This window comes from Paenibacillus hexagrammi (assembly GCF_021513275.1).
GTDB lineage: Bacteria > Bacillota > Bacilli > Paenibacillales > NBRC-103111 > Paenibacillus_E > Paenibacillus_E hexagrammi.
The window spans coordinates 302,999-327,526 of record NZ_CP090978.1; the positions used below are offsets into that span (position 1 = coordinate 302,999).

The window sequence follows — 24,528 nt, forward strand, 5'->3', positions numbered from 1 at the left end:
AGGAACTCTATTTAAATGATTCCACCCCAATTTTACGAATTGGCTTAATCGGCTGCAAACTGGAGTAGCAGCTTCCCTCGTGTCACCCCCTTTTCCAAAACCCGGAGCGCCTCATTCGCCTTCTCAGCGGGATAAATACCATAAATGTCTGAACGAACTTCTTGTCTGGCGAGCATTTGAAGAGCCTCCAGCGTTCGTCTACCTACCTGCGCAGGAAATGCATCGCTATACGATCCCAGTTGGAACTACGCAATGACCGACTTGTTCGATGACGGACGTTCTGTTTATGAGATGTGCATGCATGTATTCAATCAGTCATTGCAAGCCGTTAAACAGGGGCTATCTCTCTTAACTTCATAATTCATCACGGTATCCTGTGATATTTTACCAAAGCGTGACTCCCCTGAAAAACCCCCTCTCTCCGCGAATAAATATGAAAAAGCCCAAAGCGGAGGAGAGCGCTAATGACGATTCAGGATTTGCGAAAAAGAATGGATTTTATGAAATATTTGGGGTTCGATGAATCGAAGAAAATGTGGGTCTACTCTTATTCCAATTGCACTCATCACCAAGCCTATGGCATCATCGCAGGCAAACTCACCGTTGTGAAATTATCATCGCTGCAGGGATTGAATTTTACAATAATGTAAAAAGATTATAGTGATTGCCGAATTTCCAATAAGGATAACGATAAACAAGCTCACATCGGCCTTTATCCGATGTGAGCTTGTTTGTTCAGGTTATCCTTCTCGTACGCAAGGGCGGAAGCAGGTCTAGCATAATAGTAGCCTTGTGCTTCATTCGGCTCATATTTCAGCAGGAACTGATGCTCCTCGATGGTCTCCACGCCTTCGGTAACCACTCGCATGCCCAGGTTGTGGGCGAGAGAAATGACCGACGTCGTTATCAGCTGATGCTCGATGTTCCTGTGAATATTTTGGATAAAGGAACGATCGATTTTCAACGTATCCACTTCGAACTTCATGAGGAACGCCAAGTTCGAGTAGCCGGTTCCGAAGTCATCAATAGCAAGGTGAACGCCCATTGACTTCAGCTTGCGTAAGGATGCAATAACCGTATTTTCATTATCGGTCAGGACGCTCTCCGTAATTTCGATCTCCAGCCAATCCGGTGCGAGGCCGCTTTCCTTAAGGGCCTGTGCGACGCTATCTGTAAGACCTCGGCCAAATTGCTTGGCCGATACATTAACCGCTACTCTCATCGGTGCATACCCCGCATCCTGCCAAGCTTTATTTTGCCTGCAGGCTTCGTGAAGCACCCAAGCCCCCAATGGAACGATAAGCCCCGATTCCTCGGCAATCGGAATGAATTTATCCGGCGGGATCATTCCAAGCTTCGGATGCTTCCAACGCAGCAGGGCCTCCGAGCACTGAATGGTTCCCGTCCTAGGATCAACCCTCGGTTGATAGAAGAGTTGAAATTCTTGTTGGTCCAGTGCACGGTGCAGATCATTTTCAATGACAAGCCGTTCGTGGGAACGAATGGACATGGCAGGATCATACGTTTTGAAATTATTCTTGCCGGTTGCCTTCGCTTCGTACATCGCCATATCCGCGCACTTGATTAAGGCCTCTGCATCGGAGCCGTCCTGAGGAAAGTAGGCGATCCCTACGCTTCCTGAGATACGCACGTCATGCTCCAGAATGGAGAAAGGTGTGCGGAGCTTGTCCAGCACCCGCTGCGCGATCGGTATCGGATAGGATTTGTCCGACAGCTCGGGGAGTAGAATGACGAATTCGTCTCCCGCAATACGCGCTACCGTATCTCCTTCACGAATGCATTGCTGCAGCCTTTGTCCGACGCTCTGGATCAGCAAATCCCCGGCATGGTGACCGAGTGAATCGTTCACCATCTTGAAACGGTCGAGATCAATGAAGAGAACAGCGAGCTCATGGCTTTGCTCTTCAGCATGCTGGAAGGCGGCCTCCAATCGATCGACCAGCAGACGTCTGTTGGGTAGATTGGTGAGTGTATCATAGTAAGCCAGTGAGATTTGGTCCATCATGCGATTAAAGGCCCGTCCCAAATCGCCTATTTCGGTATCGGCCTGGAAACTGGTTCGAACCCCCAGGTTTCCTTTCTCGCCTTCCTGCATCAAGAGTCGCAGACTGCGCAGCGGGCTTCCGACATTCCTCTGAACGAGAATCCCGATGGCGAATGCGGCGACAAGACTGCAGATTAGCGAGATGAGAATCGTGTTCCATATGACCTGCTTCATAGGGGCTACAAGCTCTTCTTTGGGATAGTAGCCGATCAGTGTCCAGCCTGAAAGCGGCGAACGCCGGAACGTGTAATTCTGCAATATCCCATGATGATCTTCGGTGTCGTAATGACCCATGTAAGAGCCGTCACTCTCAGGCAGAACGGGAGGGATGGACCCTTCATAAGAAGCGGCGATTGCGGTTGTATCAGAGGCAATAACAATATTTCCTTGCCCGCCGACAACCACATAACCTCCGCCGTTTCCAAGCTTGAAGCCCTTTAAAGCCTTTTCTAAATTTTCTGTGGATATTTCAATGAGCAGCATGCCTAAGATTTTATGGCTGTTAAACGGGCTTTTTATAATCCGCACAATGGCAAACAAAGGTCCATTGGAGGAACTGCTGACAAAACCGCTTGTGCGGGTGTCCAAAAATAAAGTGTCCTCGGGCGATGACTGGATGACCTTATTCCAATCCGTTGCTTGAATAGCCTCGGCGTTATCCTTGCGAATCATTGGCAGAAGGGCTTGCCTAGACAAGGTTGATACGACTTTCGTCTGATCCGCCGAAAACAAGGTGATCGACTCGACGGATGCATTGGAATTGCTATAGGAGGTTAGTACGCTCGTAAGCTGGCCTACAACCATTTCGTAGCCTGACGGGTCATCTACATTGGAAAATACCAGCAGCTTATTCAGCAGCTCCTGATCGTGCGACATCGTATTCGTGAATTCTTTGTAGGTCTGAAGAATATAGTCGATGTGCCTGCTGGTCTGTATGATTGTTTGCTGAGACGACTTCGAAGATTCATCGTTCAGAATCTGCATAGCTTGCTGATAGGAGAGTGAAGATAGCAGCACAACTATGGCGATGGCTCCGACGAGCAGAGATACGATCAGCCGGAATGCCGTGTTTTTCATTAAATCTCGAAAGGATGCCGATATCGGTTTCATGCCGGATGTTCGGCGGATGCGCAGCATGCGGGACAGCCTCCTTCCTTATCAAATGAAGTAAAAATCAGCCTTTGTGAGTTACTGATTCATGATGATGCTGATTTCTTTTGCGGCTTCGTCCAGTTGTTGTTGGATGGTTTCCTTGGTGTAATTCTTGTCTTTATCAGCTACAATGTCCCAAATATTCGAGAACGACTTAACTAGTGTCGTTTCGGCAGGGCCCCACTCCGGAATGGCGGGGTAGGAATGCCCGTACTTCGTGGCTTCCGCAAACGCTGCGTAGCTAGGGTCTTGTGTGAGCTCCGGAGAATAGATCAAGCTATTCTTGGCAGGCATCATCCCTACACGCTTGGCATAATCCGCTTGCGCCTCGTCACTCGATAAATACTTGATCAGCTGCCATGCCGCGTCTTTGTGTTTGGATTGTTTGAATATGCTTAAATGGCTGCCTCCGATGAACGTAGCTCGCCCTTGCGGTCCTGCAGGCAGAGGAGCAACCGCGTAGTTGCCGGCGGCCGGTTTACCTGCAAATCCTCCCTGGTCCTGAGGCGTGCTAAAATTACGGATCATCCACAGTCCCGTGACGATGACGGCATCCTTGCCGTTGGCAAAATCCATTTCGATTTGCCCTGTGTTTTTTTCCAGGGAAGCAGTGTCCGCTAATCCCTCTCTCGCTAACCCGGTGTAATACATAATGCCATTCAGTGCCTGAGGGCTGTTCAGAGCCACGGTTTTCTGGTCCGGGGCAAAGACGGAGCCGCCTGCACCCCAAATCCAAGGGAATATATTATGCGGCACATTCCAATCATTTTTACCAGGGATGCCGAGAGCGTTCATTTGGACACCTTGGATGGTTACGCCGTTGACTTTTTCCAATGCGTGCTTGAATGTATCCCAGGTTTGAAAGGCTTCAGCAGGATTCACCCCTGCAGCTTGGAAGGCATCTTTGCGGTAGTAGATCGCGCGTGCATCTACAAACCAAGGTACAGCGTACACACTGCTGCCGCCCTGAATCATGGTTGAGTTCCAGCTTGCCGGAAGATAGGCGTCTGCCCCTCCAACATCAGTAATATGACTTGTTATATCGTCGATTCCGTTCATGGAAGCGATTGTCGGAACCCAAGTGCTGCCAAGCTGCAGAATATCCGGTCCTTCTCCATTTTCAACAGCTTTCGTGATATCGCTCCAAGCAGTTCCCCAGTCCAAGACCTTAACCTTGACGGAGATGTTGGGATGAGATTGTAAAAAAGGATCTATCGTTTCCATGAAATCTTTGTCGCCTCTAGGGCTGTCTGCCATAATCCAGGCTTGTAAATCGATCTTAGGATCGGTTTCGGCCGGGGTGGCGGTTGGTTGTGGCGGGGGATTCGTAGATGAGCATCCTGTGCCGATGGTGATGCACAAGAGAACACTTGCAAGCAGTTTCTTCATGGTATGAAGACCTCTTTCTGGGTGTAAGTAAGATCGCATAAGAGTATCGAAACTGCTTTCGACGGTATTGGATAAAAGTCCTTTATAATTCAATCTATGCTGAAATAACGGTCCCTTGAAGGAAGTGTCATAATACGAAAAAACGAGGCTGCTTGTCAGCAGCCCCGCATCGGGTCAGTCATTTTCTAAAAACCATAAAGGATCATCGCAATCTTCCTCGCCATTGTAGTTAATGAGAATTTCTTCACCGGCTTTAATATCCGTATAAGCATAGAATTCTACGGTAAGGTTGTCGAAATTCAATTCGTAGGATGCGTTAGGCGTGTAGGAGTGATTAAATAAGCTGCCGTATCCCAGCACGACTGCCGAGTGATTAGCTCCGAAATTAAATACATAGTCGTCGAGAGTCGTTTTTTCAATATATTCATGCTCTTCGTTCTCGTAGGTAATAACAGGGGCTTCGTGAATTAAGGTGCCTTTCTTGATATCTTGCGTAGCAAATACTCCCCCAGTTAAATTCCCCTTTGCTTAGCTTGGATGTTTTGATTTCAATCATGATATTCTCCTGCAGGCTCTATAGAGTATGGAACAGAAATGCGTACGAATGCATAGCTTCCATTTAGTTTAAATGATTCCCGGTCAAACAGCAATGTTCATGCGTACGTACAATGATTCTGCTGCAAATATCTTTATCCTTCAGTTGGCTGCGGGCTTCCTGCCTGCAATCAGCATAAGCAGGAAGGAAATCGCGATGATCGCTCCAGCCCAGCACCAGGCGAGCGTCTGCTCTCCGGATTCCACGGCGATATAGATGGCGGTGGGCAGTGTCTGTGTTTGATGCGGAATATTTCCCGCGATCATAAGGGTGGCGCCGAATTCCCCGAGTCCACGGGCAAAGCCGAGAATATAAGCGGTCGTTACGGAGCGCCATGCCAGGGGCAGAGTAATGTAGCGCAGTACCTGCCACTCACTTGCTCCGATGGATCTGGCGGCATCCTCCAAGTCCTTGCTTACTGCAGCAAAGCCGGTCTTCATCGTCTGATACACCAGCGGAAAAGCCACGGCGATCGAAGCAATGACGGCAGCTCCCCATGTGAAAATAACGGACGCATGAAACACATGGTCCAATACGTAGCCAATGCCGCTCTTCTTGCCGAACAGGACAAGCAGAATGAACCCGACAACAGTCGGAGGCAGAACAAGAGGCAGAAGAAATACGGTCTCCAGCACGGTCCTGCCGCGAAAGCGGCGGCGCGACATTCTCCAAGCGGTGAATCCTCCAAGCACTAGCACGATGATACTGGCTAGCAGAGCGACTTTTAAAGAGAGCAGGATCGGTGCGGTAAACTCATTCCAGTCAAAGTGTGCCATAATTAATTGGGAACGGCGAAGCCGTATTTGACGAATACATCCTGTGCCTCTTTACTTTGCAGATAGCTGTAAAAGTCGGCGGCTTCCTTGCTGTGCTTGGTTGACTTCACGATACCGGCGGGGTACTCGATCGGTGTGTAAGACTGCGGGCTAACGCGGAATGCGATCTTGACCTTCTTGGAGGAGAGTGCATCCGTCTTATAAACAAAGCCCGCCTCGGCATTGCCGGATTCTACATAAGTGAGTACCTGGCGCACGTCTTTCGCTTGAACGACTTTTGGCTGCAAAGCGTCCCACAGCTGAGGAGTTGGTCAAGGCTTCTTTGGCGTAGCTCCCCGCTGGCACAGTCTGCGGCACTCCCATTGCGATATGCTTGACCGCATCATTCTTCAGATCCTCTTCTTTCAGAATGCCAGTAGCGCTGTCAGAGGGTATGACCACGACGAGTTCCCCGAGCAGGATGTTCGTCTGCTCTGCGGGGTCGACCAGCTGTTGGTCGACAAGAGCCTTCATATTCTTGGTTGCAGCCGATAGGAAGAGGTCAACCGGCGCTCCCTGCTCAATCTGCTGCTGCAAAGCCCCAGAGCCGCCAAAGTTAACATTCAGCTTGATTTGTTTGTTTTTGCCTTCATAGCTGGATTGAATGTCTTTGAGAGCATCAGTCAGGCTGGCGGCTGCGGAGATGGTAAGCTCCACTTGTTCTGCGGCTGGTTGAGAAGCGGACAGGGCGCCAGGGGATGCAGGAGTTGTTGATTCTGCTTGAGGAGCTTGAGTGCTGGAACAGCCGGTAATCCATAGGAAAGTCATCACGATACCTAATAAAACATAAATAGATTTACCTTTTTTGAACATATGGCTTCCTCCGACATCCTATTATCTATATATTTAGTTATAACTAGTTATATTTAATTATAAGGAATGATTCTCCATTCGTAAATGATGAACATTGATATGGTACAGGTATGCGCTTATGATAGAGAGAATACGGATGAAAACGGCCTTTGGAGGACAATCATGACAGCTGACATCTCCTATACAACGGAAGAAATTTCGAAACTCCTGAAAATATCCAAACTAACTGTATACGATCTCATCAAAAGAGGGGGAGCTGCCCGCTTACCGGGTTGGCAAACAAATGCGCGTTGACGCATCGGATCTCGAAGCGTATAAGGCTAGAGCCAAGGGGAGTCTGTCCAGCGCTCCCAAGGGGGAACCGCTCGAAGCTCCAGCTACTTTGGCCGCTCCACTCGCTGCGCAGGATGCAAAGATGACCATTGTGATTACGGGGCAGGACATCAGTCTAGACATTCTGGCTAAGCACATGGAAAAAAAAGTGGCACCCTACAGACCGCTTCGCTCCTATGTAGGCAGTCTGGACAGCCTAATTTCTATGTACAAGGGAGAGTCCGATATCGTAAGCACACATTTACTCGATGGGGATACGGGTGAGTACAACATTCCCTATATCCGCAAACTATTGATCGGCTCCTCCTACGTGGTAGTGAATCTGGTCTCCCGAATGGCCGGCATATATGTTCAGCAGGGCAACCCCAAGCAGCTGCGAGATTGGGCTGATCTAGCTCAGCCCGGACTGCGGATAGCTAATCGGGAGAAAGGCTCAGGAGCGCGAGTGCTCCTGGATGAACAGCTTCGGCTTCACGGCATTTCTCCTGAGCAGTTAGCTGGATATGAGCAGGAATCCACCAATCATATGGGAGTGGCCGGTAAAGTGGCGATCGGTGAAGCGGACTTCGGTGTCGGTATTGAGAAGGCGGCCCAGATGGTGGGGGGTGTGGAGTTTATCCCGCTCATCCAGGAACGGTACGACCTTGTTATGGTCAAAAAGCCAGAAAACCTCGCATGGATCGAGCAGGTCAAGCAGGTGCTGCAATCGGAAGCGTTCCGCAGCGAGCTGCGTCCGATTCAAGGGTACGACCTGTCTCAGACAGGCCGGATTATGTTTGAAGCTTAGGTGGGCGAGAGTGCACCTATAACAAGTGGGTTTAGGACTTATGGCAGCGTGAGCTGGATTGAGGCAGATTGAAATGGATTGAATCGGATCGAATTTCCCAGCTGTAAGGAATAAGCTGTATGCAAAGAGCCGCTAAAGTGATGCTTGGAAATCACTTTAGCGGCTCTCCTGTATTGTGTGAGTTTCTTACATCGACTCCGTCAAGGAAGCGAGAGTACCTCGGGCACGGCCCCGGCGAATGGTTCGCCGTAAGATCAATAGTCCGCCGGCAGCAGCTGCGATAACTGGGATAAGTCCTACATACCATAAGGCTTTATAAATACCATGCTCGACGCCAATATAGACGAACAGACCGATATATAGCAAGAGATATAAAAAGCTAAGAATGCGGAAGACGGACATACCGGCAAATGGATCCCGCTTGCGAGACTTTTGTCCCATGCTTGTCAGATATGCCGGAGTAGGCGTTTGCATATACGGGCTTATTTGCATAAAAGGCCAATTCCCGAGAGGCTGTTCCGCAGCTGCCGCGTCTGAAGAGGCTTGCTGCTGCCGTAATGGGGCGGTTTGCTGTGCGCATGCGCAGTAACCGGCATACATGAAGTGAGTAGGCTTCGACCTCCGTGAATGAGTTTAAATCCGTTCTCATGTCCATGGCAAGCTGCCGTACCGCAGGATCGATACCGGGAAGATCAGTACGCATATCAACAAGAAAAGGATTGTGCTCATGACCCAACCGTAAATCGCGGATCGTGTCCATGAACATATCTTGAATGCGAAAAAATGACTGTACAAAATTGACACTTCCGTAATGCTCAGCACCGATCGGCATAGAGGCATCGCTGATCAGGATGGGCATGCCATCCTGCTGAAGCAACTGAATGGCATGATAGCCGAGATTGTCAAGGACGCCGCCGTCCACGCCATGGACTGCGGTATCCTTGAAGGGAATTTCGATGGGATTGAAAATGCCCGGCACGCAGGCGGATGCAGCCACCATTTTGGATAAAGGCAAGGCTGCCGCATCTTGAAAATCGATGCCATGATTGCGCTTGTTTTCCAGCCACAGAGGGCTAGCAGGGTCTGTAGAGAGGAATAACGGCTTCCCGTTTTCTAGGATGGAGGTATTGAGAACGAGCTCGGGTTTGGCCGTGTCGCTTTGAGAGGCGGCAGCAAGCAGCTGCTTGAATTCGGCAGTCTGAAAAAACAGATTTCCCATGACCAGCTCCAGCTTGGACATGAGCAGCAGCTCTAAAGGGAGCCTTCGCAGAAACGTCCTTCCGACGCCCAAGCGAAGAAGGAAACGGATGAACTGCTTCGGTATGATTTGGGATATTCCGGCTGCATACAACACACGGTCACGAGCGTCATCCTGAACATAGGTAAGGGAATTCCTTCATGACTTGTTCTAGCAGCTGTTTATAATCTTCATCGGTTTCCAGCGAGTTGTTTGCCAATTCTTCACACATTCTCTTGTAATAGTAGGCGCCGATGATGGAACCCCCGGAAACCGATGAAATGACCCTCACCTTATTCAGCAGCCCGTCATCCGCCAATCGGGCCATCACCCCGAGATGAAACAAGGAAGCGCGGTAACCACCCCCGGATAATGCTAAACCTATCAAATGATAATCCCCCTATCGTTATATTTTTCCTGTCATTGTAACAATAATTGCCATAATTAGACAATCGGATGTTGCCATCTTACTGGACAAAAGTCCTAAGCGATGGAGAATAAAGGCTTTATCATTAAAAGATTCACAAACTTGTCACTTATGCGAGGGGTGGTGCGATCTCTATAATGACAAGGGTATGAAGAAAGGATGATGAAAATTGCCGACAACGAAGAAGGAAAAATGTGTATTTTGGGCTGATGATGTGCAGCGGAATGGTCATAGGGATGACATTCTATAATTTATGGACTCACGGATTAATAGGCAGCGTACCGGTAACGGGCATCCTGCTTCAACTGCTTTTGGGCTTCCTCATCGCGTTTAGTGTGGAGTCCTTTATCGTAGGTCCGGCTGCTAAGAAGCTCGTGCTATCCCTGCCCTTGGATCCATCCAAGAAGGGGCTGATGATTCTCTCCATATCCGTCTGTATGGTAATAGGCATGGTGCTCTGTATGTCCATATATGGGCTGGCCGTGTCTTATCTCATGAATCATCAGCTCGAGGAGAAGTCTCTGCTTGCAGACTATGTCTCTTTAGTGGGAATCAACTTTATCTTTGCTCTGCCGCTGCAGTTGATCGTTGTGGGACCTATTGTGCGGCTCCTATTTGTAACATTTATCAAAAATAAGGCGGCGGCGGGGGCAGCAGCACAATAAAAGACAGGTAAATGATAGAGCTTGTAGAATAGTATGCAAATGGACCGTTAATCGAGAAGAAGGGGAACGAACCATTTGGAAGATTTAATTCTGCTGCTGTTTGAACGAATGGGTATGCTGCTCGTACTTACATTTATTTTGACTCGTTTTTCATTCTTTCGCCAGTTATTCGATAAGGAAATGTCGATCTTGCGAGCTATCTATTCATCCGTTTTTTTCGGATTATTCGGTGTGCTTGGCACCTACGCGGGAATCGTCGTCCGGGATGATTTTACCTTGGAATCCTCCTTGTGGCTGTTTCCTCTACATCATTATGAAGCTGTCGCTCATTCAGCGCTGGTGGGCGTAGTCATAGGTGGCTTGATCGGTAGGATCAGCGTCGGGCTTGGCGCTGGCATCATCACCGGTCTTCATCTCTATTACATCGGCGGTTATGCAGGACTGGGCAGTGCGGTAGCCGCTCCGATCATCGGTATACTGACGGGGCTGATCGCCAAGCTGTTCATCCAAAACCGGGTTGTCCCTACTCCGATCGCGTTTTTTTGCGGTGTGTTCGCTCCAGTCGTACTGATGGGTACGATTTTGATTCTCGTCCCGCAGACCGATTCGGGGGCGGCCATTCAATTGGTCAATACGATCGGGCTGCCGATGATGCTGACCAACAGCATCTCTATCGCGATCTTCATGACCATGCTCCAGGTTGCAATGCGGGAGGAGGACCGAACTGCCGCTCATGAAGCGGAGAGGGCGCTGCACATTGTGGAATTGGCGCTCCCGCACTTGAAGCTGGGTCTTACGAGCAAGACGGCCGAAGCAACGGCCAAGCTGCTCGCTAGAGAGATGAAAGCAGCTGCCGTCGTGTTGACGGATACGGAGCGAATGCTTGCCTATGTCGGTGCAGGCGCGTCAAGCCGTATGCTAGAGCAGACTGCTTTTATCGAACTCTCGAACAAAGCGTTCGAGACCGGCGAGGTTCAGATTGCGTACAGCCTGGACAAAGAGTGGGCGGAAGTGTTCGTCAAATTGGATGCGGCCATTCTGGTTCCTTTTCAGCAGGGGGGCAAAGCGGCAGGTCTCATTGCTATTTTTTACAAAAGAAATCATGAAATCCGCAAGGTCGAAATTGAGCTGGCTAAAGGGCTTAGCAAGCTGTTTACTTACCAGCTGGGTGTGGCGGCGCATGAAAAGATGGCGTCTCTTCTTCAGGAGGCAGAGCTTCGGATGCTGCAGGCTCAAATCAATCCGCACTTTCTATTCAATACCTTGAACGCGATTCACTCCTTAATCCGGGTCAATCCCGACCTTGCCCGGCATGTCATGATTCAGTTAAGTACGTATATGCGTCTCAGTTTGAAAATAACCTCCTCACAGCTGATCCCTATTCAGCAGGAGATGAAGCATCTCAGCACATACTTGGAGCTGATCAAGATACGCTTTGCCGACCAATTCAGTGTGCTACTGGACATGGATCCACGCGTGGAAGCCGCCCTGATCCCGCCTGCCACGTTCCAACCACTGGTTGAGAACAGTATTATGCACGGCTTGAACAAGCAGGGCAGCGGGGGATGGATACGTATTCGCTTGTGGCTGACCGGCGATCGGATTGAAGTATGCGTGGAAGACAATGGCGCAGGCTTTCCGGAGGAGCACCTTCATGTGCTTGGCGATAAGCCGGTGACCAGCAAAGAAGGCAATGGCATCGGTGTTTATAATGTGAACCAGAGGCTGATTCATCTTTTTGGAGCTGAAGCCAGGATTCAAATTAGGAACAGGCCGGAAGGCGGAAGCCGCATTTCCTTCACGATTCCTTGCGGTACAGATGGACTCGATGCAAACGAAGCTGTATAAGAAACGGTGATTTGTGAAAATGAAGTGGCCTTCGGAGTTTTTCATTTGTTACAATACATTCATGAGGTGGAATACAGTCCTCGGTGAGCCAGGTTAGCCTTGAAAGCCGCTAAGGTGTAAGATTTTTCACGTAGTAGGAGGAAGAAGCGCAGATGAGCCATCCTTACCGACCCTTGCATGCTCCGCAATTGCAGCCGCAGTTGCATTTCCACTCCCACAATTTCCGGGAGTTTGCGCCGAGCCGTCGCCTGGCGTCGCATGTAGCTGCCTATTGGACGGTGGATCTCCTGCCAGTACCGGGAAATCCGGGGCATCGAGTCATCCCCGATGGCTGTGTCGATATTATAGTGGACTTGTTCGCTTCATCAAGCAGGCAGGCCGCTTATGTCGTAGGGCTAACGACGCAGGTCGAAGTTTTGCAGTTTTCAAAAGCACGATCGGTATGGGGCATCCGGCTGTATTCGGAGTCGGCTCGCACGATCCTGAAGTCTCCAATATCGACATTAACGGCAAATCGTGTGTTTTTGGAGGATCTCTGGGGACAAGAGGCTCTCGATTGGGTCGAAAAGCTGCTGATTGCCCAATCGTTACCAGACAGGATCGAGATCGTCGAGCAGCAATTGGGCCAAATACTGGCTACGACCGAGGCATCTGCTCCCACTTTGGTCTACCAGAGCATGCAGTATATATACGAGGTCAAAGGTAATCTTTCCGTTACGGATTTGGCGGATAAAGTGAACTTCAGCGAGAGGCATCTGCGAAGGGCCTTTGAACTGGAGCTTGGCCTTAGCCCGAAGGAAATGCTCGGCATCGTCCGCTTTCAAAGCGTGCTTGAGGAATTGTACAGCGGAGACTATTTCAGCTTGACGGATTTGGCGCTTCAACACGGGTACTACGATCAGTCGCACTTCGCTGGCGTTTTTAAGCGATATTACGGACTTCCACTCAAACAGCTGACTAAGCAGGAGTGAGGAAGTCCGTTTTTTACTATTTTGCAATGAGAGATAATTACTATAATGGGAGTGAAAATCAATCAAGGCGAGGGGTGCTGCAAAACATGACGGTAAAGTTGAAACGAGTCGCGATTTATGTAGAAGAGATGAAGAGGGCGTTGGATTTTTATCGCGTGCTGGGGCTGGCTATTCCGGACGGCGCCGACGAAGCGCATCACGTAGACGTGGAGCAAGAAGGAATTGTGTTTGCATTCGATATGGTGGAATCAGTAAAGAGTGTTTTTGAAGGCTGGGAAGATCCTATCGGCTACCGGACCGAGCTCGCCTTTCAGTTCTCCAGCAACGAAGCGCTGGACGACGTGTACCGTCAGTTGACGGCGCTTGGGTATGACGGCTTCTTCGAGCCGCGAGATACACCTTGGGGAGAGCGATATGCGATTATAAAGGACCCCGATAACAATTTAATCAGTCTCGTCGCCTAGCGAAGAGAAGGTATGCGCCATTAAACAACAAGCAGGCGAAGATACGCTGTCGACAGTGTATCTTCACATGCTTGTTTCTTACAGAGGAATAAATGAATATTACCTAATTGGATTGAACTACCGGGGAACGTTAGTACAACCCTTCATGGAGCAGTTTGCCCGGCGGCATCTGCTCCATTTTCATTAAGGGCAGGTTAGTTCGAATGGATTCCTAATAAAAGGCCTCTGACTCACAGGATGTTCTCAAGACAGTGGAGCGTACTGTAGCTTCACGCTCCTGTATTCCTATGCATCCAAAGAATAGAAAAGCGAGCAGGCTAACAGTTTCTAGTAATAGACGATATTCCCGAAGTAAATAGCATATCTATCAAACTAATTAATTTTTCTGGAGGCAAATCTTTTTGCCTGCGTTGCCAAAGACGAAGCAGTGAAAACGAAGTTGAGATGTGAAATTCTAATAAATAGGGTGTTACTGAACTATCTTTAGGGAAACAATATTTCTGCTCATCAGAAAAAAATTCATCTTTCAACTTTTCAATAAAGCGAATATTACCGTAATCACTTAGTAAGGCATTTAGGTATGCCTCTTTTTCTTGGAAAAGCAGGAGCAAATCCTGTGCATTTGTTTCGATTTTCTCTGTATTCTTCAATTTTTCCCGGATATAATCCAATATTTCATTTTCGATGATGCTAAGCAAATCGTAAACATCGGTAAAATATTGATAAAAGGTACTTCGGTTATATCCAGATATGTTTGCAATTTCTTGTACTGTGATTTTCTCTATCGGTTTTTGGCTATAAAGTTCGCAAAAAACACTGATAAAAGTTTGTCTTGTTTTTTCCGTTATTTCAGGCTGCTTATTCATATCTCTTACCCCTTTCGCAAACAAAATACAATCCGACAAATGAAATAAAACTGTTGGTTGTTGAAACTGAGACAAAGCCGTATGATTAATCATACAACACGTTGTCTTATAGTCAAGATGTTAGGAGGATAAGAATGAAATATCAGACCATAGCGGAAGCTATCGCCAATACAGCAGGTGCCGCGACAGAGCATGTCAAAGTCGCGGCTGATTGTTCCAATATATTTGAGTCAAACGGACGTATGACTGAAACAAACGTACGAAAGGGGGCTGTCATATGAAACTGCTAGTGTACGGCGCCGGGGTTCTCGGCAGCTTGTTCTCTGCCCGCATGCATGAGGCCGGGCACGACGTCTCGCTCCTTGCCCGGGGCGAGCGCCTGGCCGCCCTACGTCGGCACGGTGTGCAGCTCGCCGAAGGGGACAGCCCCGCAGTCAAGCAAGTATCGGTGCCAGTGGTCGAGCATCCTGCCAACGGGTACGACCTGATCGCCGTGTTCGTCCGCACCCATCAGGTGGACGAGTTACTGGGAACACTCGCTGGTCTCAAAGGCGACGTGCTGTTCCTACTCAACTGGGCGGCCGGCGCGGAGCCGCTTGGCGCGGTGATCGGACACAAGAGGGCGCTGCTCGGCTTCCCCACGTTCGCCGGCATGATGGACGGCGACGTGGTCCGCTACCGCCCGACCAACATCATGACCCGCCTTTTCTCGACGATGCCGATCGGCGAACCCGATGGCCGTACCACCCCGCGACTGGAACGGATCGTACAGGAGTTCCGCACTGCCGGGTTCAAAGCCAAGGCTGAGCCACAGATGGATACTTGGCTCAAGACACACGCCGCGTTCGAGGTACCACTCTTGCAAGCGGTGAACACGGCGGGCGGCCCAGTAGCGCTGGCCGACGATCCGGAAGCGGTCCGAGGCATGATCCGCCTCATGCGGCAGAACCTGGCCGCCATGCCGACGTCACCAGTACCTCGCTTTTTCGGTGCATTGCAGACTCTGCCAGAAGGGCTGCTCACGGTCATGCTACGGCGCTTCTTGAGAAGCTCGACGGCCACACAGCTCAACAGCCCTTCACTTGCGGCGATGGCCGAACTCGAGCGCTTGGCCGAACAGTTGCGTCTCTATACGAGGATTCGATAGAGATAGGAGGCTGTGCCTCCTCGGTCGAATGGCACGTTCGGCGAAGGAGTTAACGGCGCTTGTGGTGTCATCGACTATTACCGCCGAGAAGGCGCGCAGTAAGATAAGCATCAAATGCAAAACAACTCGGCGTGACAGGGACGGTCATCATGAAAAGCCCCTCAGCAAATGCAATAGTGGATTAAGCTACCCCGAAAATTGCTCGTAGCGCATGTGCGACAGCTACAGCTGCACGGTCTCGACCTTTTCGCGCGGCGATGCGACGGTACTGGGCTCCCAGGTAGTTGTCGGATCTGCATACGGAGTGGGCGACTTCAATTAGTGCCGCTCGGAGGTACTTGTTGCCTTTGCGAGTTTTCGAGGATTTTCTTTTTCCGGCACTTCCATTTTGTTAAAGAGTTCATATCCATTCGTAGCGTTCGCTTCTTCGGTGCAATACTTCGAGATTGAATTTATTGATCACTCACTTTCTAATATTGTCTGTGTTTTTAATGATGGATGTAGAGTACTATCTGCTATCGAAACAAATCAACAAGTAGCACTATTTTTCAGTCTTGGTCCGCCGCTATCTCATTTTCATGACCAGTCTACAATTGTATTTTCACTTAACACGGACGTTTCACAGCTGTTTTTTTGCCGTTCATACCGGAAAATTAACATTTGGGGCGAAACTCGATTCAAACCGGGAGAAGCATACTATAATTTGATTAAGCGCTTACATAGATGAGTTCTGTACAATTCGTTTCCTTAGGAGGAATCTTCATGCGGATGAACGATCAAGACTACGCCCAAGTGGAGCAGTCGCCGAAGTTTCAAGCATTAGTGGCCAGCAAGAAGAGATTTTTGTTCCCGATGACCTTGTTTTTCTTGGTATTTTACTTTGCGCTGCCGATCCTGACCTCCTACAGTAAAGTCCTCAATCAAACGGCATTCGGCCCTGTTTCCTGGGCGTGGGTATTCGCCTTTGCGCAATTCATCATGACTTGGGTGCTGTGTATCATTTACTCGAAGAAATCGGTGAAATTCGATCAAATGGTTGACGAGATCAAGCAGGAAAGAGGAGGACAAGCCGGATGAACGTTACCGCATTTATTCTGTTCATAGCCATCGTTGTGCTAACCTTGGTGATTACGTTTTACGCAGCCAAAAGAACGAACAGCACGAGCGAATTTTATACTGCGGGCGGCGGGCTGAAGGGCTGGCAGAACGGGCTCGCTATCGCCGGAGACTATATGTCGGCGGCATCCTTCCTGGGTATTACGGGCTCCATCGCATTAGCGGGATTCGATGGCTTCTTTTACAGTATCGGCTTCCTGGTCGCTTACCTCGTCGTGTTGTACCTGGTAGCAGAGCCTCTGCGTAACCTGGGTAAGTATACGATGGCGGATATGATTGCAGCTCGCTTCGATAACAAGAAGGTGCGCGGCGTAGCAGCTTTGAATACGCTTACAATTAGTACCTTTTATATGATCGCGCAGCTTGTGGGCGCGGGCGGCTTGATCAAGCTGCTGCTCGGCATCGATATGTATACATCTGTATTGATTGTCGGTGTGCTGATGACCGTTTACGTCGTATTCGGTGGAATGACCGCGACAAGCTGGGTACAGATTACGAAGGCTGTACTGCTGATGGGTGGAACTCTCATTATCTCTCTGATCGTATTCGCCAAGTTCGGCTTCAGTGTAACAGCCATGTTCGAGCATATGAAAACCGCAACCCCGCTGAAAGAATTGTTCTTGAATCCGGGAAATAAATATAAGGTTCCGCTCGACACCATTTCGCTCAATATGGCGCTTGTCCTGGGAACGGCAGGTCTGCCGCACATTTTAACCCGTTTCTTCACGGTAAAAGACGCGCGGACGGCAAGAAGCTCGGTTGTATATGCGACGTGGATTATCGGTGTGTTCTATGTGATGACCATGTTCCTCGGCTTCGGCGCTGCGGCATTCGTCGGTTCTAAAGCCATCACTTCTGTAGACCCGGGCGGCAACATGGCGGCTCCGCTGCTTGCTAAAGCGCTTGGCGGCGACTTCCTGTTCGCGTTCATCTCGGCAGTAGCCTTCGCTACGATTCTTGCGGTGGTAGCCGGTCTCGTGCTTACGGCGGCCTCGGCCTTCGCGCATGACTTCTACGGACATATTGTCCGCAAGGGAAGCGCAACAGACAAGGAGCAAATGAAGGCAGCGCGCTGGGCGTCCGTCGGCGTATCGATCGTCTCCATTATCTTGTCGCTATTTGCGATGAAGCTGAATGTAGCCTTCCTCGTATCACTGGCCTTCGCGGTGGGAGCGAGTGCGAATCTTCCGGTTATTTTATTCACCGTATTCTGGAAACGGTTTAACACGACAGGAGCTATAGTGGGGATGCTTTCGGGTCTGCTCAGCTGTCTGATTCTGGTAGCTCTAAGCCCAAGCGTATGGAATCCTGTAGCAGGCAAAGCCATTCTTGTCGGGGCTCCGCTGTTCACCTTATCGAACCCGGGTATCATCTCGATCCCAATCGGTTTTATCGGTTGTATCATCGGAACTCTGCTATCCGCTCAGAAGGATGAAGCCAAATACAGAGAAATTATGGTGAAGGCCAACATTGGCGCTTAACTCATGAAACAGGAGATATGAAAGTTTAGAAAATGCAGTCGGTTTTTTCTAAAACCGGCTGTATTTTTTTCTTCTTGTATATTGAATAGTAGGAGGTGAGGCTGTTGAAGAAAATCAAAGTGATGATAGCTGAAGATGAGCGTTTGGCTCGAGAAGAGCTTATCTACCTACTGGAGCAAGAAGAGGATTTGGAAATTTTAGAAAGCGCTATCAATGGAAAAGAGCTGTTGGCGCTTGCGGAAAAGCATATCCCTGATGTCATCTTCCTGGATATTCAAATGCCTGAAATGGACGGCATTCAAACGGCAAGAATGCTTAGGGCCCGAATGAAGAAGCTAAGCATCGTATTTACGACCGCCCATGAAGGCTATGCGATAGATGCGTTTGAATTAAACGCTGTGGATTACTTATTGAAGCCGTACAGTTACCTGAGACTTAAGGAGACGCTTCAAAGAGTCCGCACTAGAAAGGCGGAGCAAGCTGAAACACCGGTTGGTGCAAAAGAGGAAGCGGCTTCCGCATCGAAGCTGAATAAAATCTTGATGGACGACGGGGAGAAAATTGTCGTGATCGGCCCGGAGAACATTTTATATGCGATGCGAGAGGATAAAGTGATTCATCTCTATACGACAGATCACCATTACACCTCGTCCAAATTTACATTGAATGAATTAGAAGAGAAGCTGCAGGGCTGCCACTTCTTCCGTCCCCACCGCAGCTATCTGATTAACCTGAATCAGGTGGATGAGCTGATCCCTTGGTTTAATGGAGCGTACACGCTTACTCTAAAAGATAAGAACCGCACGAAAATCCCCGTTTCCCGTGTGTCCGCGAAGGAGTTGTTTAAGCTGCTGTAAGGCGAGGGTACTCAAGGCCGTCACAGCCCTATCTGCATCAGGGTTCCCCCGTTACCAGCGAATCTGTCTTATCAAGCTGATCATGTTATTCCGCTGCCCTTCGCTAATCGGCCAAACCGCTATCTCCTCGATAATCCGCCCCAGATTGGTATATCCCTTCGCCATACCGTTCAGCCTTGCAGCCAGTGTGCTGTCTGTTTGTTCTTCCTGGGTCGGGTACAGCAGGCTGAGCTTATTCATGGCATCGGGATATCGTTGTAAGTAGTATTTTTGATGCCGATCTTCTGCCTGATAAAATGCCTGGAAAGGAGCGAGCTCTGTCTTAGGTCTGCCCTTCCCCGATTGCTTACGCTGCTCCATAAGTTCCTCCGCTGCACGCCGCTGCTCCTCATCTCGATAGAGGACGAGGGACTTGTACTGATTCCCCTTGTAATCATTGATGTTATCTGGATGATGGCTGTTCCAGAACAGCTCGAGGAGATCTCTTAGATGAATGATATGTGGCGTGAAGTTCACCTCGACCACCTCGGTATGATCTCCTAGCTGTCGATAGGAGGGTTCTCAGTCGTCCCTCCGGCATATCCAACACGCGTATGAAGCACTCCCGCCAGCTGTCCGAATAGCGCCTCAGGACTCCAAAAGCAACCCATTCCCAGAGTAACACATTCTATGTCTTTAATTCCCACTCAGGTTCACCTCCTCCAAGCATCATATCACTTTCCTTGTGTATACATAATTCCCATTTATACTGCGAAAAATAGGGAAGATTTAGAAACATTGTTCTAGAGAGGAGATATGGATGACAACGCTCGGCATATTGGTTGTAACCGTCTGTTCTTCGCTGCTGCTTGCCGTTATGGATACATTCGTGTATCGGGAATCGCTGGGGGCCACCTTATATCGTCAAAGCTTCGGTTACTATGATAATTGGAAAACCTATCTGCTCCTAGCCGCCTCCTTGAGTGCCGGTCTCCTGGCGGACATTCAGGGGAGCAAACAAAGGGAAAACCGCGTCAAACGTGTGGGATCAAGACGATGAACGGTCGCTTATCCTCGATGCAAACGTTCACGCTGCTGTTGGTTTGTTTACTAGCTACCGCCATTATTTTCGGAACGCCCAAGCAGGTTAACGATGTGTGGCTGGTTGAGATATTCTCATTGATTCCTGCTGTCATGCTGTTCATGATGTACGTCATTCTTTTGTACGCCGATGCCGGTAAGGGCTACTATGATTTACTGATTCGAGCTTGGGGGAAATACGCCGGTAAAGCACTTGTGATTAGCTATTCCACCTACTTTTTGTACATTGGCGCCCGCAACGTCCGGGATATGCTGGAGCTTGTGATGACGACCATTCTGCGTTACACCCCTGGGCAAGTGGTTGTTGTTCTATTTGTACTCGTAGTTGCTTACGCGGCAGCGGGAGGCATTCAAATGTTAGGGAGGCTGTCTGAAAGCATCGTTGTATTTATTCTGCTATTTTTCCTCACCATTTCCATACTCTTGCTCATTAGCGGTTCCCTGGATCCAGAGAGATTGCTCCCCTTGTTCTCGGATGGAATACTACCTGAACTGAAAGAAAGCGTGACATCCACCTTGTGGTTTCCATACGGAGAATTAATTGTTTTCCTTGTGTTTGCTCCACGTCTGGGCGATAGACGACAATTCCGAAAATCGGGTTTACTCGCGATCATAACGGCCGGTATGATTTTGACCCTGTCTGATTTGATCCAGACCGCAGCTATGGGGAAAGATTACGAGAAATTCTCCGCATTTCCCTTACTCGACGCCTCGCGTCTTATTAACGTTGTTGAGTTTATCACTCGTATGGATACGCTGGTTGGATTGATTATTATTTTTGGTGTGGTTTTGAAATGTGCTGTTTTTCTGTATGCCGGCGCTCAGGGGTTGTCTACTGTCTTTCGAAAAGCCAGTCGCTCTTACGTGGTTCCGCTTGCCCTGTTGGTTGGCGCAATGTCGCTGCTGGTGACACGGAACTTTGCCGAACATAGCGAAGAAGGGCTGAAATATGTCATCTATGTTCTTCACATCCCATTCCAGCTGCTGATTCCGCTATGTACGGGGCTGCTGCTGAAAATCCGCAAACCACGAAAAGGAGGCCGACATGAGCCGTACCCAATCTCTTGATGAAAGCTTATCAATCGCTTCTAGCAGTGACGTTAAGGCTTATTTGCAGCAGGTTCTCGGAAATACGGATGATCTGATGATGGTACCGGTCCGAATAGCAGGGATGGAAGGGCTGCTCTGTTATTTGAAAACGATGACAAGCTCTGTGTTTATGATGGACAATATCATAAAGCCGATGTCACAGTTTACGTTAGAAACGGACGAGTACCTATCCAGCGCGATATTTGAAAAGCTCAGGGAGGCTTGTTTCGGAGGTCTCACGACCCAATGGGTCGAACGGCTGGAAGAATTAACCGGCAAATTGCTGGAAGGGTATGCGGGTCTTGCTGTCAATGATGCGGAAATGATATTGTCGATTGACGTCAAGAATCTGGAAACCCGTTCTGTAGATGAGCCTACCACGCAGACGGTGGTTCGAGGCCCAAAAGAAGGCTTCACGGAATCTGCGCAAACGAATATGAGCCTCATTCGCAGACGACTGTTTAATGAGCGGCTTCGTTTTGACCAGTATACCGTTGGTAAACAAACTCGTACCAATGTGTATGTAGCTTATATAGAAGGAAACGTGGACCTCAAGGTGATCAGGCGGGTAAAAGCTCGATTAAAACAAATCGAGGTCCAGAGCTTGCTCGACTCCGGCACCCTGGAAGAATTGCTGCGTCCCAGAGGCTTCTCACTGTTTCCTACTATATATAGTACAGAAAGACCGGATAAGACTTGTGCGCTGCTCATTAAGAATAAATTGGCTATTATTGTGAATGGGAGTCCCTTTGTACTCATTGTTCCAACGGTTATGAACGAATTTTTTTCAATCTCCTGAAGATGATTACCAGTGGTATGCATTTGGTTCTTTTGCGCGGCTTCTTCGGTATTTTGCCTTTTTTATCTCGCTATTTCTGCCAGCGTTGTATGTGTCGATCACGACCTATCATCAGGAATTAATTCCAACGCTTCTGCTTACTAGCATCGCAGCCCAGCGTGAAGGAATTCCATTTCCCACAATTGTAGAAATTCTGCTTATGGAAATTACGTTTGAAATTTTGCGGGAAGCCGGGACACGGATGCCTCGGGTGGTAGGGCAAGCAATATCCATTGTCGGCGCTCTTGTACTAGGGCAAGCTGCGGTTGCCGCGGGAATTGTTTCCAATATTTTGGTTATTGTCGTAGCTTTGACTGCGATGTCCAGTTTCGTATCCCCTGTATATTCCTTTGGCTCTTACATCCGCTTGCTGCGCTTCGCTGTCACATGCTTTGCTGCAGTTCTGGGTATATACGGTGTTATCTTATGCGGGGCTTTTTTGTTGATCCATTTAGTGAGACTAGAGAACTTCGGGCAGCCTTACTTATCTCCATTTGCCCCTTTTCGATTGCGGGGACAGAAGGATGCTCTAGTGCGCATACCGGTTCCTGCTGCAGGGGAAGAGTCGGGTAAAGAATCCTAGTTGATAAATGGTAATGGAGAGTGCACTAAGCTGAATAAAGGAAGCGATCCGGATATGCGGCACATAGCTCGAATATTATTTGGCCTCCAACTTGCCGGTATGATGGTTCTATTAACAGGCTGTTGGGACCTGATGGAATTGAATAAGACGGCCCTTATTACGGGAATTGCCTTAGAGCCTGGCGAAGGAGATAAAATCCGCGTCACGATTGAGACTTTGAATGCAAGTGAGGCGCAGCAGCAAAAGAGCGGTAAAGGAGCCGCGCCCAGTATCGTAAGCTCCCTGGAAATGAACACCATAGCGGAGGCGGCAGGCCGATTTAATGAGAGCCTGGACCGGACCATGATTCTCTCACACATCCGGGTCATTATCATTGATGAGCGATTGGCCCGAAAGGGAATGGATCATTATTTGGATGCTCTGCAACGAACTCGATATGTCAGAGAAGATGTCCTTGTATTAATTTCCAAGGATGTCGCGGCCTCGGATATTCTAAAGGTTCTCTATCCACGCGGAGGACTCTCGAGCTTAAAAATCAAATCTCAGGTCGAGGGATATTATCGGTCCTGGGGCGGGATTGAGGACAGTCGTTTATTTGACCTATCCCAATCTATTCTGGCTCATGGCAGAGAAACACTGCTCGGAGCTGTCACGGTAGCGGGGATACCGGCTAAAGCCTTCGGTATGGAAAGTGTTAAAAGCTCGACGCCAAAGGCGATCGTACGAATTGCCGGAGGGGCTGTTCTGCGCAAGGATAAACTAAAGGGTTTTCTGACGAATGAGGAAACAAGAATGATTTTAATGGCTAGAAATCGCGTACACCAGACTGTATTCTCCGTACCTCTTCAAAATGAAGGGTATTATGCGGCTATTCGCGTTCTCCATATGGTGGCCAAGAGGAATGTTAGTTTTGAACAGGGGAAGCTGAATATCCGTTTATCGCTAACGGGTGAGGGTTTAGTCGGAAGTATCGATCAAGACGAAATGCTGAAAAAGGTGTCCGGATTCAAGACGCTAGAAGAACTCGCATCAAAGTATGTGCAGAAAGAAATGAGTAGAGCGATTCAGACAACCCAGCAGGACTTGGGGCTTGACGTGATTGGTTTCGGTGAAGAACTGTACCGCAAGCATTACAAGCAGTACCAAGAAGCCTTGAAGGAAGCGAGCTGGAATGAGCTGTTCAGCCAAACGCCTGTCACGGTTGATGTCCATATAAAGCTGCTGCGCTCCGAGCTGAAGACCGAGCATATGCACCAAGAGGGCAATGATTAACAAAAAAGGCCGAAGTATCTTGGCGATACTACGGCCAGCCTGTTGAAAAATCTCAACAGGCTGTTTTTATATCAATTTCTTTATCGAGTTACTGCGTTAATTTAGTATAATTATACTGTTAAGGCGTTGGTCCTCATGCTTCACTCTAATCTTTATGTCCAAAATCAATTTGAATTCGTCTGTATCGAATACCTGGTCCTTTCCAATCATCCATTCAAAAATATATCGACTTCTTATTCATTATGCCCTTTCTACTGTGAAGATAACGGCCCCCCTCTGCAAACCCCGTAATGTTACTTCAAAATGCTGGTTATCGGCTATCTTTACGGCATTCGTTCCGTGCAAAAAATTGGAATAAGAGTTTTTTTTCAACACCGCTTATCGTTGGTTTCTAGGTCTTGGGTTAAAAGATCTGGTGCCGGATCATAGTAACCAAATTCCAATAAACAAAAGTTCATCAAACAAGAAGTCAGCAAGAGTACAAGGACTTATATAGACGAATTGGATGAGGCGGTTCGACAAGATCGTTAGGCAAACGGTAAAAAGCTTTAAAACTCAGGGCCTGCATTGATGACCGCCATTATGCCAGAACTTCAAAAAGATTGCCAATATCCTAGCCCACAGTGCCGGATAGGTGG

23 protein-coding genes and 6 pseudogenes are annotated in these 24,528 nt (G+C 48.8%); 17 read left to right on the forward strand and 12 right to left on the reverse strand.

Features of this window, described 5'->3' with window-relative positions; genetic code table 11:
- Positions 1-44: 44 nt before the first annotated feature.
- A complete protein-coding gene (locus tag L0M14_RS30835) occupies positions 45-176 on the reverse strand; it encodes a hypothetical protein (protein ID WP_260115425.1) in 132 nt (43 codons plus the stop codon).
- A gap of 288 nt (positions 177-464) precedes the next feature.
- Between L0M14_RS30835 and L0M14_RS01410 the strand changes: the two genes are divergently transcribed.
- Positions 465-650, forward strand: coding sequence for a hypothetical protein (locus tag L0M14_RS01410; protein ID WP_235120333.1), 186 nt, complete (start codon positions 465-467; stop codon positions 648-650).
- A gap of 62 nt (positions 651-712) precedes the next feature.
- Here L0M14_RS01410 and L0M14_RS31335 read toward each other — a convergent pair whose 3' ends face one another.
- From L0M14_RS31335 to modA, 5 genes and pseudogenes are all read right to left on the reverse strand, one after another.
- On the reverse strand, positions 713-3,202 hold the full coding sequence (locus tag L0M14_RS31335) for an EAL domain-containing protein (protein ID WP_311198813.1): 2,490 nt from the start codon (positions 3,200-3,202) through the stop codon (positions 713-715).
- Positions 3,203-3,253: 51 nt separating this feature from the next.
- Positions 3,254-4,606, reverse strand: a complete 1,353-nt coding sequence (locus L0M14_RS01430; protein ID WP_235120334.1) for a sugar ABC transporter substrate-binding protein — start codon at positions 4,604-4,606, stop codon at positions 3,254-3,256.
- 174 nt (positions 4,607-4,780) lie between these two features.
- Positions 4,781-5,162 (reverse strand): annotated as a pseudogene (locus tag L0M14_RS01435) (SET domain-containing protein).
- A 140-nt stretch (positions 5,163-5,302) separates the two neighbouring features.
- On the reverse strand, positions 5,303-5,977 hold the full coding sequence (modB, locus tag L0M14_RS01440) for a molybdate ABC transporter permease subunit (protein WP_235120335.1): 675 nt from the start codon (positions 5,975-5,977) through the stop codon (positions 5,303-5,305).
- Between the two features lie 2 nt (positions 5,978-5,979).
- A pseudogene (gene modA / locus L0M14_RS01445) lies at positions 5,980-6,829 on the reverse strand (molybdate ABC transporter substrate-binding protein).
- A 162-nt stretch (positions 6,830-6,991) separates the two neighbouring features.
- On the opposite strand from modA, the pseudogene L0M14_RS32170 reads away from it, so the two are divergent.
- Together L0M14_RS32170 and L0M14_RS01450 are read left to right on the forward strand one after the other, a co-directional pair.
- A pseudogene (locus L0M14_RS32170) lies at positions 6,992-7,167 on the forward strand (helix-turn-helix domain-containing protein); the annotation flags it as partial.
- A complete protein-coding gene (locus L0M14_RS01450) occupies positions 7,167-7,949 on the forward strand; it encodes a substrate-binding domain-containing protein (protein WP_405031019.1) in 783 nt (260 codons plus the stop codon). The pseudogene L0M14_RS32170 and the gene L0M14_RS01450, both read left to right, overlap by 1 nt.
- Before the next feature lie 186 nt (positions 7,950-8,135).
- Here the strand turns inward: L0M14_RS01450 and L0M14_RS01455 are convergent, their stop codons facing one another.
- From L0M14_RS01455 to L0M14_RS01465, 3 genes are read right to left on the reverse strand one after another with little or no spacing between them, the layout of a single operon-like run.
- Positions 8,136-8,351, reverse strand: a complete 216-nt coding sequence (locus L0M14_RS01455) for a hypothetical protein (protein ID WP_235120336.1) — start codon at positions 8,349-8,351, stop codon at positions 8,136-8,138.
- Positions 8,329-9,303 (reverse strand): patatin-like phospholipase family protein, encoded by a 975-nt coding sequence (locus tag L0M14_RS01460; protein ID WP_235120337.1) that lies wholly within the window; start codon positions 9,301-9,303, stop codon positions 8,329-8,331. The genes L0M14_RS01455 and L0M14_RS01460 overlap by 23 nt, the downstream gene beginning before the upstream one ends.
- Positions 9,304-9,316: 13 nt before the next feature.
- Positions 9,317-9,574 carry a patatin-like phospholipase family protein gene (locus L0M14_RS01465; protein WP_235120338.1) on the reverse strand — a complete coding sequence of 86 codons (258 nt, stop codon included), beginning with the start codon at positions 9,572-9,574 and terminating at the stop codon, positions 9,317-9,319.
- Positions 9,575-9,807: 233 nt separating this feature from the next.
- On the opposite strand from L0M14_RS01465, the gene L0M14_RS01470 reads away from it, so the two are divergent.
- From L0M14_RS01470 to L0M14_RS01485, 4 genes are all read left to right on the forward strand, one after another.
- A complete protein-coding gene (locus tag L0M14_RS01470) occupies positions 9,808-10,278 on the forward strand; it encodes a DUF2798 domain-containing protein (protein ID WP_235120339.1) in 471 nt (156 codons plus the stop codon).
- Positions 10,279-10,353: 75 nt separating this feature from the next.
- Positions 10,354-12,126: a LytS/YhcK type 5TM receptor domain-containing protein gene (locus L0M14_RS01475; protein ID WP_235120340.1), complete on the forward strand. Its 1,773-nt coding sequence runs from the start codon at positions 10,354-10,356 to the stop codon at positions 12,124-12,126.
- A 152-nt stretch (positions 12,127-12,278) separates the two neighbouring features.
- On the forward strand, positions 12,279-13,097 hold the full coding sequence (locus tag L0M14_RS01480; RefSeq protein ID WP_235120341.1) for a helix-turn-helix domain-containing protein: 819 nt from the start codon (positions 12,279-12,281) through the stop codon (positions 13,095-13,097).
- Between the two features lie 86 nt (positions 13,098-13,183).
- Entirely contained in the window at positions 13,184-13,561 is a 378-nt protein-coding gene (locus L0M14_RS01485) for a VOC family protein (protein ID WP_235120342.1), read from the forward strand.
- A 317-nt stretch (positions 13,562-13,878) separates the two neighbouring features.
- Here L0M14_RS01485 and L0M14_RS01490 read toward each other — a convergent pair whose 3' ends face one another.
- The gene (locus L0M14_RS01490; protein WP_235120343.1) at positions 13,879-14,427 is read right to left on the reverse strand and encodes a TetR/AcrR family transcriptional regulator; all 549 of its coding nucleotides are present in this window, start codon (positions 14,425-14,427) and stop codon (positions 13,879-13,881) included.
- A gap of 134 nt (positions 14,428-14,561) precedes the next feature.
- On the opposite strand from L0M14_RS01490, the gene L0M14_RS01495 reads away from it, so the two are divergent.
- Complete coding sequence (locus tag L0M14_RS01495; protein WP_235120344.1) at positions 14,562-14,708, forward strand: hypothetical protein; 147 nt, start codon at positions 14,562-14,564, stop codon at positions 14,706-14,708.
- On the forward strand, positions 14,705-15,574 hold the full coding sequence (locus tag L0M14_RS01500) for a ketopantoate reductase family protein (protein ID WP_235120345.1): 870 nt from the start codon (positions 14,705-14,707) through the stop codon (positions 15,572-15,574). The genes L0M14_RS01495 and L0M14_RS01500 overlap by 4 nt, the downstream gene beginning before the upstream one ends.
- 196 nt (positions 15,575-15,770) lie before the next feature.
- Here L0M14_RS01500 and L0M14_RS01505 read toward each other — a convergent pair.
- Positions 15,771-15,962 (reverse strand): annotated as a pseudogene (locus L0M14_RS01505) (transposase); the annotation flags it as partial.
- A gap of 380 nt (positions 15,963-16,342) precedes the next feature.
- Between L0M14_RS01505 and L0M14_RS01510 the strand changes: the two are divergent.
- From L0M14_RS01510 to L0M14_RS01520, 3 genes are all read left to right on the forward strand, one after another.
- Entirely contained in the window at positions 16,343-16,651 is a 309-nt protein-coding gene (locus tag L0M14_RS01510; protein ID WP_235122773.1) for a DUF485 domain-containing protein, read from the forward strand.
- Entirely contained in the window at positions 16,648-18,171 is a 1,524-nt protein-coding gene (locus L0M14_RS01515; RefSeq protein ID WP_235120346.1) for a solute symporter family protein, read from the forward strand. The genes L0M14_RS01510 and L0M14_RS01515 overlap by 4 nt, the downstream gene beginning before the upstream one ends.
- A 104-nt stretch (positions 18,172-18,275) precedes the next feature.
- On the forward strand, positions 18,276-19,028 hold the full coding sequence (locus L0M14_RS01520) for a LytR/AlgR family response regulator transcription factor (RefSeq protein ID WP_235120347.1): 753 nt from the start codon (positions 18,276-18,278) through the stop codon (positions 19,026-19,028).
- Between the two features lie 51 nt (positions 19,029-19,079).
- On the opposite strand, the pseudogene msrA reads toward L0M14_RS01520, so the two are convergent.
- Positions 19,080-19,678: pseudogene (gene msrA / locus L0M14_RS01525) on the reverse strand (peptide-methionine (S)-S-oxide reductase MsrA).
- Between the two features lie 149 nt (positions 19,679-19,827).
- Here msrA and L0M14_RS01530 point away from each other — a divergent pair.
- From L0M14_RS01530 to L0M14_RS01545, 5 genes and pseudogenes are all read left to right on the forward strand, one after another.
- Positions 19,828-20,067 (forward strand): hypothetical protein, encoded by a 240-nt coding sequence (locus L0M14_RS01530; protein WP_235120348.1) that lies wholly within the window; start codon positions 19,828-19,830, stop codon positions 20,065-20,067.
- Positions 20,064-21,176, forward strand: coding sequence for a GerAB/ArcD/ProY family transporter (locus L0M14_RS01535; protein ID WP_235120349.1), 1,113 nt, complete (start codon positions 20,064-20,066; stop codon positions 21,174-21,176). Before L0M14_RS01530 ends, L0M14_RS01535 begins: the two co-directional genes overlap by 4 nt.
- Positions 21,154-21,996, forward strand: coding sequence for a spore germination protein (locus L0M14_RS30845; protein ID WP_260115428.1), 843 nt, complete (start codon positions 21,154-21,156; stop codon positions 21,994-21,996). The genes L0M14_RS01535 and L0M14_RS30845 overlap by 23 nt, the downstream gene beginning before the upstream one ends.
- A 40-nt stretch (positions 21,997-22,036) precedes the next feature.
- Positions 22,037-22,618, forward strand: a pseudogene (locus tag L0M14_RS30850) (spore germination protein); the annotation flags it as partial.
- 54 nt (positions 22,619-22,672) lie between these two features.
- A complete protein-coding gene (locus L0M14_RS01545; RefSeq protein ID WP_235120350.1) occupies positions 22,673-23,890 on the forward strand; it encodes a Ger(x)C family spore germination protein in 1,218 nt (405 codons plus the stop codon).
- The last annotated feature ends 638 nt before the right edge of the window (positions 23,891-24,528 follow it).

Coding starts and splice junctions, on each gene's coding strand:
- L0M14_RS01455 (WP_235120336.1), bottom strand. CDS start 8,351: ATGTCCGTCTTCCGCATTCTTAGCTTTTTATATCTCTTGCTATATATC.
- modB (WP_235120335.1), bottom strand. CDS start 5,977: ATGGCACACTTTGACTGGAATGAGTTTACCGCACCGATCCTGCTCTCT.
- L0M14_RS01500 (WP_235120345.1), top strand. CDS start 14,705: ATGAAACTGCTAGTGTACGGCGCCGGGGTTCTCGGCAGCTTGTTCTCT.
- L0M14_RS30835 (WP_260115425.1), bottom strand. CDS start 176: ATGCTCGCCAGACAAGAAGTTCGTTCAGACATTTATGGTATTTATCCC.
- L0M14_RS01515 (WP_235120346.1), top strand. CDS start 16,648: ATGAACGTTACCGCATTTATTCTGTTCATAGCCATCGTTGTGCTAACC.
- L0M14_RS01480 (WP_235120341.1), top strand. CDS start 12,279: ATGAGCCATCCTTACCGACCCTTGCATGCTCCGCAATTGCAGCCGCAG.
- L0M14_RS01510 (WP_235122773.1), top strand. CDS start 16,343: ATGAACGATCAAGACTACGCCCAAGTGGAGCAGTCGCCGAAGTTTCAA.
- L0M14_RS01495 (WP_235120344.1), top strand. CDS start 14,562: ATGAAATATCAGACCATAGCGGAAGCTATCGCCAATACAGCAGGTGCC.
- L0M14_RS01490 (WP_235120343.1), bottom strand. CDS start 14,427: ATGAATAAGCAGCCTGAAATAACGGAAAAAACAAGACAAACTTTTATC.
- L0M14_RS01485 (WP_235120342.1), top strand. CDS start 13,184: ATGACGGTAAAGTTGAAACGAGTCGCGATTTATGTAGAAGAGATGAAG.
- L0M14_RS01530 (WP_235120348.1), top strand. CDS start 19,828: ATGACAACGCTCGGCATATTGGTTGTAACCGTCTGTTCTTCGCTGCTG.
- L0M14_RS30845 (WP_260115428.1), top strand. CDS start 21,154: ATGAGCCGTACCCAATCTCTTGATGAAAGCTTATCAATCGCTTCTAGC.
- L0M14_RS01535 (WP_235120349.1), top strand. CDS start 20,064: ATGAACGGTCGCTTATCCTCGATGCAAACGTTCACGCTGCTGTTGGTT.
- L0M14_RS01410 (WP_235120333.1), top strand. CDS start 465: ATGACGATTCAGGATTTGCGAAAAAGAATGGATTTTATGAAATATTTG.
- L0M14_RS31335 (WP_311198813.1), bottom strand. CDS start 3,202: ATGCTGCGCATCCGCCGAACATCCGGCATGAAACCGATATCGGCATCC.
- L0M14_RS01545 (WP_235120350.1), top strand. CDS start 22,673: ATGCGGCACATAGCTCGAATATTATTTGGCCTCCAACTTGCCGGTATG.
- L0M14_RS01430 (WP_235120334.1), bottom strand. CDS start 4,606: ATGAAGAAACTGCTTGCAAGTGTTCTCTTGTGCATCACCATCGGCACA.